This window comes from Halorussus ruber, assembly GCF_004765785.1.
Taxonomy (GTDB): Archaea; Halobacteriota; Halobacteria; order Halobacteriales; family Haladaptataceae; genus Halorussus; species Halorussus ruber.
This window is the reverse complement of sequence record NZ_SBIT01000010.1, coordinates 221,015-233,423: the sequence shown is the minus strand read 5'-3', so window position 1 is coordinate 233,423 and position 12,409 is coordinate 221,015. Positions and strand designations below refer to the sequence as shown.

Here is a 12,409-nt window from a genome sequence, read left to right as displayed (position 1 = left end):
AGAAACGCGAATGAGTGGGTTTCTCCACCGCGTCCTCAGTGCGTTCGTTAGACTGTTCGGCGTGGTAGTCGCAGTATTCGGTGCGTTCGTAGCGACCACCGGGTCCTCCGAAACGGGAATTCTAATCGTCCTCTTCGGAGTCGCGTTCGCGCTTCGGCCGCACTTCGTCGGAAAAGCCGCTGACTGGACTCGAATGCTTATCGACTGAAAACAAGTGAAGTCAGTCGGTCAGTCGTCGGTCGCCGGGTCGGCCGCGGCCCGCGCGTCCTTGCTCTCCTCGACGGCGGTCGTCAGCGAGACGTTGAGCCAGAGCATCGAGGCCACGCCGCCGACCAGCGTGACGATGTTCTTGACCGCGTGGTCGAGGATGGCCGCGCCGAGCGCGACGCTCCAGCCGAGAGGAGTCAGGCCGACGACGAGGAGGGTGAACGCGCCCTCGTAGAGGCCGACGCCGCCGGGCGAGAGGGGCAGGACCTTGGCGAGGTTGCCGACGCTGACCGCGAAGAAGCACACCGCGACCAGCATCGGGAGGGTGAGCGAGACTCCGAGGTCGAACGCGACCAGCACGAGCAGGGCCGTCACCACGTCGAGCGTCCAGATGGCGAGGCTGGAACCGCCGACCGTGAGGAAGGCGCTCCGGTTGCCCGCGACGGTCTGGACGTCGCCGGTGAACCGCTCGATGACGCCCGCGACGTAGTCGGCGTACGAGTCGTTGCTCAGGCCGGAGACGACGCACCGGACGAGGTTGCGGTCCGACCGCGCGCTGGCGACGATGACGCCGACCGCGAGGATGGCCGCGAGGCCGACGCCGCCCGCGACGTAGAGGGCGGTCTGTCCGGCCGCGCCGTAGTCGCCGCCCTCCGCGCCCGAGGGCGTCGAACCGAACAGGGTCGATTCGAGGCCGCCGGTCGCGCCGGTCAGCGCGAGACCGATGAGGACCACGCCAGCCAGCATCGTGATGGTCAGCAGGTCGAAGACGCGCTCGACCGCCAGCGAGGCGAAGCCGGTCGGGTAGGGAATCGAGCGCCGGGCCTTCACGACGTAGGCCCGCACCGCGTCACCGGCGCGAGCGGGGAACACGAGGTTGCCGGTCTGACTGATGAATATCGCCCCTGTCAGGAAGCCCGCGTTCTCCGTGTAGCCGAGTTCTTCGAGGATGTCCTTGTAGCGCGTCCCGCGGAGGGGCCACGAGATGGCGTAGACGAGCGCGGCGGCACCGACCAGCGCGGGGTCGGCGTTGCTCATCTGTTCGAGGACCTCGTTCAGCGGGAGGTACTGGCCCATCAGGAGGACCGCGACGATGGTCAGGAAGATGCCCGCCGCGATGGAGACCCGCTTGGTGATGCGTGGTTGGACGGTGAACTCCCACCAGCACCGCATGATTTGGCTCCCCATCCCGACCACGTCGCGGACGATGTCCACTTTGGAGTCGCCCTTGGGTTCCCAGTCGACCGCGAACTCCTTGATGTCGTAGCCCCGGCGCTGGGCGCGCACGAGGACTTCGGTGTCCCAGAACCAATGCTCGTCCTCTACCTCCGACAACACGTCGAACAGCGCGGTCCGGTCGAACGCCTTGAACCCGCACTGGTGGTCTCGCATCTCCGACCCGAGGAAGAGGCGAGTCAGGCCGTTGAAGCCTCGACTCGCAACGTCGCGTTTCGCCGGGCGGTCGGCCGTCTCGCCCGGCATCCAGCGCGACCCGGTGGCGAAGTCGTACTCCCCCGACCGGACGCTCTCGACCAGTTCTTCGAGGTGGCGCATGTCGGTGGCGAGGTCGGTGTCGAAGTACACCAACGTCTGGCCGTCTGCGGCCTCGAACGCGCGATTCAAGGCTCCCCCTCGGCCCAACCGCTCGTCGCTGTGGTAGTGTCTCACCCGCTCGTCTTCGGCGGCCATTCGGTCGGCGATTTCGGGCGTCCGGTCCTCACACCCGTCCTCGGCGACGATGACCTCGAAGGTCCCCGCGGGAAGGAACTCGTCTAACGTGGCGAGCGTCGTCTCTACCGTGTTCTCGATGGTCGCCTCCTCGTTGTACGCCGGGAGAACGACGCTCACCTCGACTGCACGACCGCTCATTATCGAAGAGAGTCTGTCCGCCCGCCTAAGTACCTTCTGCTCCGTTGCGGGAGGTTCACGTCTCTAGGCGGTACCTTGCGGCGTCGTTCAGGCCCGTTCACGCCAAAAACGTTTCGTGGAACCGTTTCGTGGCGTCGTTACTCCGGGTAATCCGGGCTTATCTCGCGGTGACGGCCAATTCGCTGGCGGAATGAGACCCTATGACATACGGTCGAGACGTCCGACGGATTCCGGCCGAAAGTCCGGATTAACCAGCTGTACCAACAACCCCCACGGGGGCATTTTAGTTCAACCTATATCGGAATGAAATCGCAAGACGGCGGCGTGTTAACTCCACGTACCAAATCCCCTAAGGCGGTTTCCGTCTAAGGATGAAGTAAGTCATGAGCACGACCGCGACTGCTGGCACGACCACCCTGACCGACAAACAACAGCGCATCCTCCAGTACCTCCGCGAGAACGGCCAGATGAAGACCTACTTCAAATCTCGGCTCATCGGCGAGGAGTTGGGCATGACCGCCAAGGAAGTCGGTGCGAACATGACCGCCATCGCCGACGGCGAGTTCGACGTGGACGTCGAGAAGTGGGGGTATTCGTCGTCGACCACGTGGAAGGTCACGACGTAACTCGGACCCCGACACAGAGACCACTGTACGCTGCTGGCACGCGCTCGGGGGAATCTACTGCCTACCTTTCTCGACTGTTTTGCGAGGAGTTCCGCCGCAACCCCTACCTACATTTAAAATCAGTTAAAGTAAATATGATTAAAACAAAACAGTACATATGTCGTCGGATGATACTCCGCCACCATCGCCACCCGGCAAACCTATCCTCGGAAATCTCGTAGAGTTCTCACAATCGCCCTTCGAGTACTGTCGTGAGCAAGCACGACTCGGAGATATTGTGGAGATTTCACTTGTCGGTCAGTCGATCTATCTTCTCACCGAACCTGAACACGTCAGTCGAGTGCTAGCTGGCGAACCGGAGCGGTTCGACAAGCCTGAGTTCGTACAAAGTGCCTTCGACCCGGCTATCGGTGAGAGCTTGCTCATGAGTAGCGGTGATGAGTGGCAGACCCAGCGCGAGACGCTTCAACCCGCGTTCTACCGAGATCGGATGAGCGAGTACGCGTCTACTATCGTCGAGACGACCGCTCGGCACATTGCGACGTGGGAGGTCGGAAGCACCGTCGACATCACCGAGTCGATGCAACGACTCACCATGAGGGCACTAGTCACTACCCTATTCGGCGACGATGTTCCCATCGACCAGCAGACAGTACGCGAGTCAATCGACCACGTTGTCGGTCGGTTCGGTTCGGTCGTGTCCTCGATGATACCTCACTGGGTACCAACGCCGACGAATGTTCGGTTCGTCCGAGCACTCTGGAGTCTCGAAGAGGTCGTGGATGAAGTGCTGGTGTACGGCCGAACTGGGGACCCCGACGACCAGACCCTCCTATCGTTGCTCGTGGCCGCCGACAGAGCGGAGCGACTGTCGAGGGAGACAGTCCGAGACGAGATTTTGATGTTTCTCATCGAGGGATACGGGACAACGTCGCTTGCTCTGACCTACATATGGTACGAACTCGCTCGGAATCCCGAGACGTGGCGGCGTCTCACCGACGAACTGGACGAGGTCGTCGCTGGCGACCGACCGACGCCATCGGAGATCCGTCGCTTGGACGTGACCGAGCGCGTCGTTACTGAGGCGCTTCGAAAGTACCCCCCCATCTACGGCATTTTCCGGGAAACCACTACAGACGTGACGTTTGGCGACTGGACAGTTCCAGAAGGGTCGCTACTCTGTCTCCCGCAGTTCGTCCTCCACCGCGACGAGCGGTTCTACGACGACCCGGCGGCGTTTCGGCCCGAGCGATGGGCAGGCGACCTCGAAGAAACCCTCCCCGAGTACGCGTACTTCCCGTTCGGCGGCGGTCCGCGTCACTGCATTGGAAGTCGGTTCGCAATGCTCGAAATGAAGGCGATGCTAGCGACGATGGCGAACCAGTGGCGGTTCGACCTCGAATCCGAGGAGGAACTCTCGCTGACGATGGACCTTGTCGCGCGCCCGGAAGACCCCGTCCGGGGGACGCTCGTCTCGCGGTCGTCCTGACACCCTACCACACGAGGAGTACGCGAAGCGCGAGGAGGAGTACGGACGTGACGACGATACCGGGGATTCCCTTCGGAGTGAGTTTCTCGACTTCCTCGCGGTAGACGTAGTAGGGTCGTTTGAACAGGAACGGTGCGACCACGACGAGCGTGAGGTAGATGCTCGGTATCAGTCCCATGGCTACCGGAACGACAACCGAGAGCAACTGCAACAGACTCATGGCCGCGAGGAAGTAGGCCGTGCCGGTCAGGCCGAGCTTGACCGGGATTGTCGTGACTCCCGACTTCCGATCACCCTCCACGTCGAACACGTCCCGCGTCGTCGAACCCGTCACGGAGAAAAACGAGAAGAAGAGCGCGACGACGAAATCAAGCGTCGTAAGGCTACCGCTGACCCCGCTCCGAAAGATGAGCAACACGAGTCCGTATCCGACGCCGATGGTGAGGTTCTTAACTACGAACTGGTCCTTGAACCGGAAGAATCGATTCGAATAGACGAATCCAAGTAGGAGACCGAATGCCGAGAGCAAGAGAGTAAACATCGAAAGCCAGACCGCACTAATGACGAACACCAACAGCGTCGAGACCACGAGATACCCGGCGATGAGCGTCGAGAATCGACTGTCGACCACGGGATTGTATCGGTCGTTCTCGAGGTCTTCGGTCACATCGGTAAAATAATTGTAGAGGTTCACGTTAATAAATCCGAGAAGGACGAGTACGATAGCAAGTGCCAACTTGACTGGGTGGCGAAGCGGAAGCGATAGTGCGATTCCGGTCAGGAGCGTCGCGGCGATGCAGAGACTCGGACCCCATCGAACCGTGTCGATAGTCTTCACTACCCTGTACTTGAGCCCTTGACCGGAATCAATCGCCATGATGAACAAATAGGTGGTGTCTAGGGTGTGTTACTTATCGATTTTCTTACCCTTGACTTTGAGGCGTTGGGGGTAGCCGAGGTCGGTCTTCGAAGTGACCTTACCTTTGATCTGAGTGCCCTCGAAGCGGCCAGTCGCGTCGATGCTCTTGACGTTACCCTCGAAGTTGAAGTCCTTAGCACAGCAGTCCGTAATCCAACCCTGCATGGCGAGCTTGTACGTGCTGTTCTTGCCAACTTCGTGGTCGGGCACGATGAGCGTCGAAATGCCCATTACCTTGGCGCGATCGGTCGTGTACTCGCTACCGTGCTGGGCCTCAACATCGTCGCTACTGTGGCCGTCTTTGTCACCGCCTTCTTTCGAGCGATAGACGAGGGCGACCTGCTGACCCTGATAGCTACCCGTAAACGTGCCCTTGGTCTGGCCCGAGAACGTGCTGACTAGCGCCTGCATATCGCCGTCAGTCGTCGCCAGCGTGCCGTTTGCCGCACCTTCGAGCACAAGATTGACGGGTTCGCCGTTGCCGCCATTGCTATCGTCGTGCTGACCATCGAGTTCCATTTCGGATAGGTCCTCGAAGACGCTCTCGTTCAGTCCGAACGCACCTAACGAACTCGCTCCAGTCGACAGTACTTCTCGTCGAAACATGCTTGCAATGTCAGCAAGGAGTTATAATTATTTAAATTATTTGGATTTGGTAATTATGACTATAATTATAGAATTTTACTGTTTATTTAAAGATAGAAATAGGATCGCCAAGGAACACGTCGGCGATGAAACGGCGGATCGACAGATAGATATCAACCGCGCATCCGTGAGTTGAAGTTACTGTCCTATTGCCAGACTGGAAAACGAGGATGTTCAACTGTGGAGCTAGTCCCCCGACGTGCGTCCGCATCTGTCGTGTTCAGGGACAGAGAACGACTTTCCCCATCGAACTACGATTCTCCACGAATCGATGGGCGTCGGAGGCGTCGGATAGGTCGAAGGTTTCGCCGACAACGACCTCTAGCTCGCCGGTCATCAGGCGTTGCTGGAGGTCTGTCATCGAAGATAGCGCACGCGAGGGGTCCTGTTGGAGCGAGTTCGCAAGGTGGAACCCGACTAACGACTGGTTGGCAGTAAACAGTTCCATGGTATCTACTTTTGCGGGAGTCCCACTAGCGGCCCCGAACGTGACGACCCGCCCGAAGTGTTTGGTGGCCTCAAGGGTATCGCCGAGCACATTACCGCCGACCCCGTCAAGCGCGATGTCTACACCTTCGCCGTCGGTGGCGGCAAGTACCTCGTCTACGAAATCAGTTTCTTCGTAGTTGATAGGATGGTCACAGCCGAGGTCCTCGGCGAGATCAAGTTTCTCGTCGGTGCTGGCGGTGCCGAACACCTCTGCACCCGACTGGGACGCCAACTGGACCGCGGCCGTTCCAACCCCACCGGCTGCGGCGTGGACGAGAACCGACTCGTCGGCATCAAGATTGCCCCACTCAAACAGGCAGTTGTGTGCGGTGAGATACTGTATTGGGAAGCCTGCCGCCTCTTTGAAGTCTAATCCACCCGGAATAGGTAGTACTGCCTCAACATCGGCGACGACGTACTCGGCGTACCCGCCCGAACGTAGCATCACCATGACGGGGTCTCCCTCATCCAATCCGACCGCCTCGCCGGTGGCGTCGATAGTACCCGCCGCTTCGAGACCAGGAACGAATGGCGGGTCCGGGCTTTCGGGGTAGCGGCCACTTCGTTGTACGATGTCCGCGAAGTTCACGCCGACGGCCTCCACATCGATTCGGACTTCGTCAGTACCGGGGTCGGGTCGGTCGCGTTCGACGACTTCGAGGACGTCGCTGTCACCGTATTCCGAGACTTTGATTGCTTGCATGAAAGTTATTATCTGTGCTATACTAATAAAACATACTGTCGAAAATATAATTGCCGAGAGAAAACGCAGGCGTACCGACGGACGTTTATCGAGGTCGAGGGTACATCTCGACCGGGTCCTTCGGTTGGAGCGTCAACGCGACGTTCGTCTCGGGTAGTGAGTCGTAGGCTGGTTCGAAGCGGAACTGCTGGGCCAACATCGAGATAACAATCTTCATTTCGGTCATCCCGAACCGCATCCCGATACAGTGACGCGGACCGCCGCCGAACGGGAAGTACGCGTACTCGGGGAGGGTTTCTTCGAGGTCGCCTGCCCATCGCTCGGGCCGAAACGCCGCCGGGTCGTCGTAGAACCGCTCGTCGCGGTGAAGTATCCACTGAGGCATCACAACCGTCACGCCCTCAGGTACATGATACTCGCCAAGTTGCACGTCAGTCGCAGTCTCCCGGAACAGTTGCGTGACCGGCGGGAAGATGCGCAGGCCCTCCTGAATTACCTGTTCAAGGTACTCTAATTCAGGGAAGTCGCCGAAGGTCGGAGGGTCTCCACCGAGTACCTCATCGAGTTCCGCGAAGAGTTTCTCCTGCTTCTCAGGATTGTTTGCGAGGAGATGCCACGTGTAGGTCAGTCCTAGTGAAGTAGTATCGTGGCCTGCAAGGGTGAACGTCACTAGTTCGTCGCGGATGACTTCGTCGGTCACTTCAGGGTCCTCCTCACGGGCCTCCAACAGCACCGAGAGAAGGTCCGGCCCGTCGGTCCCGTCGGCCAGTCGCTGCTCGATGAGCTGGTCGATGATGTCGTGAAGTCCCGAGAGACCTCGTCGGTACTTGAGATTCCGAACGGTTGGGACCCACGGCGGCAGAAACGTGTTGTAGGAGGTGCCGTCGAACCGGAGAAGGATGTCGTCCACCAGTTCGTGGATACGCTCGTGAGTCTGGTGGTCCTGCTCGACGCCGAACAGCGTGCTCGTTAGCACCGACAGTGCGAGGTCATTCATCATGTAGTCGAACTCGACGGCCTCGCCGGACTGAGTAACCATCCGCTCGGCGATTCGCTCTGTTACCGTCACGATGTTGTCTCGATACTCTTTGATATGATTCGGCCGGAAGGAGGGTTGGAGGAGCGACCGGCGGTGTTCCCACGTCTCGCCGTCCACGACGAAGACGCCCTCCGCCGCGTGGCCGAAGTTATCCTCCACGAACTCGCCTTTGACGAACTTTTCATTTTTCTCCACTAGTACCTGCTGGACGAGGTCCGGGTCGGCCACTACGAGACCCGGCGAATCTATTAGCGAGAACGAGACCATGTCTCCCAACGGTTCGCACTTCTCGTAGAACGAGACGCCCTCGTCGAAGAACTGGTGGGCGTTTCCGAGTATCGGTACACCCTCTCGCTCCGGAAGGTCTTCATACGACTGGATTGTTACCATTAGTTAACCTTTTAGATTCTTTATTTAAAAAGATGGGGTAGACTAACTCTGGATCGAGCCTTTTGCCGACGTAACTGCGGAGGTTGAAGCGCTCACTTCTGTTCCGTGAAGTGCCCTGTCTTTTTCGCCTTGTCGTCGTCGGTACCCCACGGCGGGTCGAACTCCTCGATTCGGAGTTTCGGGATATGCTTTGCGCAGTAGATGTAAGCTTCCTCGACTTCGAACATGATTCGCTCGTTGACGAACTTCTTCATCCGATCAGTCAGCACCGACTTCACCGAAGTCTCGTAGAATTTCTCGGCACGATCTTCGGTGTCAAATTGCTCCTGAAGACGGCGTTCGCCGTCACTACCGAACGTATGTTCCGTCATGGGGGAATCCATAAAATTCCTATCGAGGTAACCATTTATAGTATTCTTTTTATATAATAATTTTTATATCTAATAGTTACTTTATTGTATTGGGAACAAGTCAGTATGGGTGAGATGTACGAAGACGTTCCAGGCGCGGTCGAAACAGAACGCGACCAACAGCGGTCGATCTGGATTGACGCGCGCGGCGAGACGCCGGGCGAGTCAGCAGTGTTTTCCGCGTCGTTCAACAACGGAATTGATACACTGTTGCTCACGCCGGACCAGTTGGGCGAGTTCAAGTATCCAAACGGAGTCTCGTTGGCAACGTTCGTGGAGAACGGGAACTCCGTCACAGAATACGACGAATTCGATATCCTCGTCTCCGACAATATAGATGTCCTTCGAGAGGCCCGTGAACACGACTTTCGGACGACCTTGCGCTCTCAAATCGTGGACAACAAGACGCTCGAAAACGCCATCTCACAATTGGATGAGCAGCGATGGCTCGACTACGGACTCATGGAACTCGAAGATGAGACTAACATCCCGCTGGAACAAATCATCGCAGAACTACAAGGTGACGACGTCGCAGTCCTGAAATCGGTCGAAACCGCCGATGAGGCCGAAGTAGCGTTCGGCGTCATGGATGTGGGGATCGACGGAGTCAACCTTCGTCCCCGAGACGTCAGTGACGTGTACGACGTCGCCAAATACTCGGGCGAGCGAGACCAGCAAATCGAACTCCAGACGCTCGAAGTTACGAATGTCGAACATATCGGTATGGGCACTCGTGTCTGCGTCGATACGACGTCGATGATGTCCAAGCGCGAAGGGATGCTCGTCGGGTCGAAGTCAATGGGCGGCATCTTCGTCTGCTCAGAGACCCACCCACTCCCGTACATGGACCTGCGGCCCTTTCGCGTGAACGCGGGGGCCTCTCATTCGTACGTCTGGGCACCCGAGGACACGACGTACTACCTGAGTGAACTCGAAGCCGGCCGGGAGGTCCTCTGTGTGGACACCGATGGGAATGCCCGAAGCGTCGCCGTCGGACGGAGTAAGGTTGAGGAGCGGCCGCTGTTACTCATCGAAGCCGAGTACGGAGAACAGAAACTCAACGTCATCTTGCAGGACGATTGGCACGTCCGCGTGATGGGTACCGACGAGGAACCTATCAACATCACCGACCTCGAACCCGGTGACGAGGTGTTAGGTCACGTCTGCGAGGCTGGCCGTCACGTCGGCGTGAAGGTCGAAGAGGACATCATGGAGAATTGACGAGCGTCAGACGAACGAAACGTTCTCCGTCTCCCACGCTTCGACTACGGCCTCGACTCCATCTCGATAAGTCGGATACGTCGGTTCCCAGTCGAACTCGCGCTTGAACGCCCGATTGGTCGTCGGCATCGAGTTCGTGAAGAACCGGACGTTGTCCTTGCCGATGAAGAACCGAGCGAGCCACCCCGGAATGCGGCTCGGGTCGTCGGCATTCAGTTCAGAGGCGAACTGTTTGAGGAACGACTCGACCGCCACCGGTTCTTCATCAACCACATGCCACAATCCACTAGCATCCGATTCGACGGCGGTGACGAGTGCGCTCGCCGCGTCCTCGACGTGGATGCACGAAACCGTCGCATCCTTGCGTCCGAGGAGGCCGCCGCCGACGATCGGCATATCACCGCTCACGAGATTCTCGGCTATGTTCCGAATCTGGGCGGATTCTGGTCCGTAGAACCAGCCATACCGGAGGATAGCGGTATCGAAGCCGTGTTCTTCGCCTGCCGTCTCCACTATTGATTCGGCCTCGAGCGCGGACTTGGTCGTCCGGTCGGGATTGGGATCGGCGCTCTCGTCGAACTTGGACCCGTCGGGCTGTCGAGCCACCCAGACGACGCTTGGTTGGACGTACTGGTTGGCGTCCACCTCGGCGGCGACTCGGGTGAGGTTCTTCGCACCCTCGATACGGATGCGGTCGTTTTGCTCCCAGTCCTCGGCAGTCGGCTTCTGTGCGGTCGGGATAGCCGTCGCCGCGTGTATTACAACGTCCGCCTCCTCGGCACCGCCGACGAGCGACTCGTAGTCCGTCACGTCACCTCGATGTGGCGTCCCGCCCTGTGAGGAGACGATTCGGTCTCCCTCCTCGTCGCGGGTGAGTCCCACGACATCGTGTCCATTCGTGTTGAACTGTTCGACCAACCGGCGACCGAGAACCCCGGTCGCTCCTGCGACGAAAATCTTCATGTCGAGGAATCGTAATCCAACATACATGTATTTTTCCGTTTCAAATACATTAGTAAAAGAGTACACGAGTACGTCACCAATGGTTCGCTAAACGCTAATGAGTAACACACAATCAACAAAAATTTAATATGTATATGTGTTGGTTAGTTCGTATGAGCGAAACGATAGCCGATCTGGTGAGGTCAGACAGAGAGATTCTCTCATTCTTCGCAGACGCCTCGTTCGTCACGAACCCGGCGGTTGTCACCGCCAGCGTCAACTCGAACCCAGAAATCGTCAAAGAGCGGATTCGACGCCTCTGCGAGCAGGGCTATCTAGAGACGCATGGGTACTTCGATGACATCTACAAGATTACCGACGAGGGCGAACGCGCACTCACCAATACAACGAATCGCGCGTCGTCCGAGCGAGTAATCGAGACAAAACAATGACCGCGGCAACCACGCCGGTCCTCGTGACCGGTGCTACTGGAAACCAAGGCGGTGCGGTCGTAGACCAACTCCTGCGAACGGGCGAGTACGACGTGTACGGGTTAACCCGTTCGCCGACCAGCGCGGCGGCCCGGTCGCTTGACCGACGCGGCGTGAGACTGGTCGAAGGCGACCTCGAACGACCGCCGACCCTCGAATCGATTCCGGCAGACGTGGACAGCATCTTCTGCGTTACTGACTTCTTCTCGGGAGGGTCCGAGGCGGGCGAGCGTCAGCAAGGCGTCAACGCCGTCGAGTTCGCCGAGGACCTCGGCATCGACCACTTCGTCTACAGTTCCGCGATGTGTGCCGAGCGAAATACTGGTGTTCCCCACTTCGAATCGAAGTTCGCAGTTGAGGAGGCCCTTCGCAAGTCCTCGCTCAACGAGACGATTCTCCGGCCTGCCCCATACTTTCAGAACTTCGAAGAGTTCCGCGGGGCCATCGAAACGGGACTGTTTACCTTCCCAGTCGCGTCCGACGTGCCGGTTCCATTAGTGGACGTGGCTGACATCGGTACGGCCGCGGCCCGCGTCTTCGATTCGCCCGCGCGACACATCGGCAACGCCTACGACATTGTCGGGTGCGTCCGGACGCCAGCAGAGATAGCGAACGCGATGTCGGCCGCGCTTGACCTCCCCGTCTCGACAGTACGAGTACCGTCGTCGCTCGTGGCCCGTTCGATGGGGTCGTCGGTCGCAGACATGTACCGCTGGTTCGAGACCGACGGCGTCAATTCCGACACTACTTCGTCGCTATCGATGGATTTCACCTCGCTCCCGGCATATCTCCGAGACGCTGGCTGGAATGGGTCTTCGACGCCCGCAACGGTCGGCCGACTTACTGCCCCGCTTCGGCGACTCCTCCTATCGTAACGGTGGACCGCGCCAGCGGGGACAGTCGCGGGACGCATCTGTTTTCGTCGTCTCGTGAGCGAGCTACTGACCCGAGAAAAATTCCAATTTCGTC

At 58.7% G+C, this 12,409-nt stretch carries 13 protein-coding genes; 6 read left to right on the top strand and 7 right to left on the bottom strand.

Annotation, left to right across the window (positions count from 1 at the left end; genetic code table 11):
• Window positions 1–10 precede the first annotated feature (10 nt).
• Window positions 11–208 (top strand): hypothetical protein, encoded by a 198-nt coding sequence (locus tag EPL01_RS17405; RefSeq protein WP_135826549.1) that lies wholly within the window; start codon window positions 11–13, stop codon window positions 206–208.
• 20 nt (window positions 209–228) lie between these two features.
• On the opposite strand, the gene EPL01_RS17400 is transcribed toward EPL01_RS17405, so the two are convergent.
• A complete protein-coding gene (locus EPL01_RS17400; protein WP_135826548.1) occupies window positions 229–2,076 on the bottom strand; it encodes a flippase-like domain-containing protein in 1,848 nt (615 codons plus the stop codon).
• Between the two features lie 383 nt (window positions 2,077–2,459).
• Between EPL01_RS17400 and EPL01_RS17395 the strand changes: the two genes are divergently transcribed.
• Together EPL01_RS17395 and EPL01_RS17390 are read left to right on the top strand one after the other, a co-directional pair.
• Window positions 2,460–2,702 carry a DUF7123 family protein gene (locus EPL01_RS17395; RefSeq protein ID WP_135826547.1) on the top strand — a complete coding sequence of 81 codons (243 nt, stop codon included), beginning with the start codon at window positions 2,460–2,462 and terminating at the stop codon, window positions 2,700–2,702.
• Window positions 2,703–2,859: 157 nt separating this feature from the next.
• On the top strand, window positions 2,860–4,191 hold the full coding sequence (locus tag EPL01_RS17390; RefSeq protein WP_135826546.1) for a cytochrome P450: 1,332 nt from the start codon (window positions 2,860–2,862) through the stop codon (window positions 4,189–4,191).
• A 4-nt stretch (window positions 4,192–4,195) separates the two neighbouring features.
• Here the strand turns inward: EPL01_RS17390 and EPL01_RS17385 are convergent, their stop codons facing one another.
• From EPL01_RS17385 to EPL01_RS17365, 5 genes are all read right to left on the bottom strand, one after another.
• Entirely contained in the window at window positions 4,196–5,068 is an 873-nt protein-coding gene (locus EPL01_RS17385; protein ID WP_135826545.1) for a UbiA family prenyltransferase, read from the bottom strand.
• A gap of 30 nt (window positions 5,069–5,098) precedes the next feature.
• Entirely contained in the window at window positions 5,099–5,629 is a 531-nt protein-coding gene (locus EPL01_RS17380) for a hypothetical protein (protein WP_135826544.1), read from the bottom strand.
• 346 nt (window positions 5,630–5,975) lie between these two features.
• Window positions 5,976–6,947, bottom strand: a complete 972-nt coding sequence (locus EPL01_RS17375; protein ID WP_135826543.1) for a quinone oxidoreductase family protein — start codon at window positions 6,945–6,947, stop codon at window positions 5,976–5,978.
• Window positions 6,948–7,032: 85 nt separating this feature from the next.
• Entirely contained in the window at window positions 7,033–8,376 is a 1,344-nt protein-coding gene (locus EPL01_RS17370) for a cytochrome P450 (protein WP_135826542.1), read from the bottom strand.
• 92 nt (window positions 8,377–8,468) lie between these two features.
• Window positions 8,469–8,759 carry a hypothetical protein gene (locus EPL01_RS17365; RefSeq protein WP_246045734.1) on the bottom strand — a complete coding sequence of 97 codons (291 nt, stop codon included), beginning with the start codon at window positions 8,757–8,759 and terminating at the stop codon, window positions 8,469–8,471.
• Between the two features lie 93 nt (window positions 8,760–8,852).
• On the opposite strand from EPL01_RS17365, the gene EPL01_RS17360 reads away from it, so the two are divergent.
• Entirely contained in the window at window positions 8,853–10,007 is a 1,155-nt protein-coding gene (locus EPL01_RS17360; RefSeq protein WP_135826541.1) for a 3-dehydroquinate synthase II domain-containing protein, read from the top strand.
• A 6-nt stretch (window positions 10,008–10,013) separates the two neighbouring features.
• On the opposite strand, the gene EPL01_RS17355 is transcribed toward EPL01_RS17360, so the two are convergent.
• Window positions 10,014–10,970 carry an NAD-dependent epimerase/dehydratase family protein gene (locus EPL01_RS17355; protein ID WP_135826540.1) on the bottom strand — a complete coding sequence of 319 codons (957 nt, stop codon included), beginning with the start codon at window positions 10,968–10,970 and terminating at the stop codon, window positions 10,014–10,016.
• 152 nt (window positions 10,971–11,122) lie between these two features.
• Between EPL01_RS17355 and EPL01_RS17350 the strand changes: the two genes are divergently transcribed.
• Window positions 11,123–11,401: a hypothetical protein gene (locus tag EPL01_RS17350; RefSeq protein ID WP_135826539.1), complete on the top strand. Its 279-nt coding sequence runs from the start codon at window positions 11,123–11,125 to the stop codon at window positions 11,399–11,401.
• Window positions 11,398–12,315: an NmrA/HSCARG family protein gene (locus EPL01_RS17345; protein WP_135826538.1), complete on the top strand. Its 918-nt coding sequence runs from the start codon at window positions 11,398–11,400 to the stop codon at window positions 12,313–12,315. Before EPL01_RS17350 ends, EPL01_RS17345 begins: the two co-directional genes overlap by 4 nt.
• The last annotated feature ends 94 nt before the right edge of the window (window positions 12,316–12,409 follow it).

Excerpts from the sequence above, each read along its gene's own strand:
- EPL01_RS17360 (WP_135826541.1), top strand. The coding sequence starts at position 8,853 with ATGGGTGAGATGTACGAAGACGTTCCAGGCGCGGTCGAAACAGAACGC.
- EPL01_RS17345 (WP_135826538.1), top strand. The coding sequence starts at position 11,398 with ATGACCGCGGCAACCACGCCGGTCCTCGTGACCGGTGCTACTGGAAAC.
- EPL01_RS17390 (WP_135826546.1), top strand. The coding sequence starts at position 2,860 with ATGTCGTCGGATGATACTCCGCCACCATCGCCACCCGGCAAACCTATC.
- EPL01_RS17355 (WP_135826540.1), bottom strand. The coding sequence starts at position 10,970 with ATGAAGATTTTCGTCGCAGGAGCGACCGGGGTTCTCGGTCGCCGGTTG.
- EPL01_RS17395 (WP_135826547.1), top strand. The coding sequence starts at position 2,460 with ATGAGCACGACCGCGACTGCTGGCACGACCACCCTGACCGACAAACAA.
- EPL01_RS17385 (WP_135826545.1), bottom strand. The coding sequence starts at position 5,068 with ATGGCGATTGATTCCGGTCAAGGGCTCAAGTACAGGGTAGTGAAGACT.
- EPL01_RS17370 (WP_135826542.1), bottom strand. The coding sequence starts at position 8,376 with ATGGTAACAATCCAGTCGTATGAAGACCTTCCGGAGCGAGAGGGTGTA.
- EPL01_RS17350 (WP_135826539.1), top strand. The coding sequence starts at position 11,123 with ATGAGCGAAACGATAGCCGATCTGGTGAGGTCAGACAGAGAGATTCTC.
- EPL01_RS17375 (WP_135826543.1), bottom strand. The coding sequence starts at position 6,947 with ATGCAAGCAATCAAAGTCTCGGAATACGGTGACAGCGACGTCCTCGAA.
- EPL01_RS17405 (WP_135826549.1), top strand. The coding sequence starts at position 11 with ATGAGTGGGTTTCTCCACCGCGTCCTCAGTGCGTTCGTTAGACTGTTC.
- EPL01_RS17400 (WP_135826548.1), bottom strand. The coding sequence starts at position 2,076 with ATGAGCGGTCGTGCAGTCGAGGTGAGCGTCGTTCTCCCGGCGTACAAC.
- EPL01_RS17365 (WP_246045734.1), bottom strand. The coding sequence starts at position 8,759 with ATGGATTCCCCCATGACGGAACATACGTTCGGTAGTGACGGCGAACGC.
- EPL01_RS17380 (WP_135826544.1), bottom strand. The coding sequence starts at position 5,629 with ATGGAACTCGATGGTCAGCACGACGATAGCAATGGCGGCAACGGCGAA.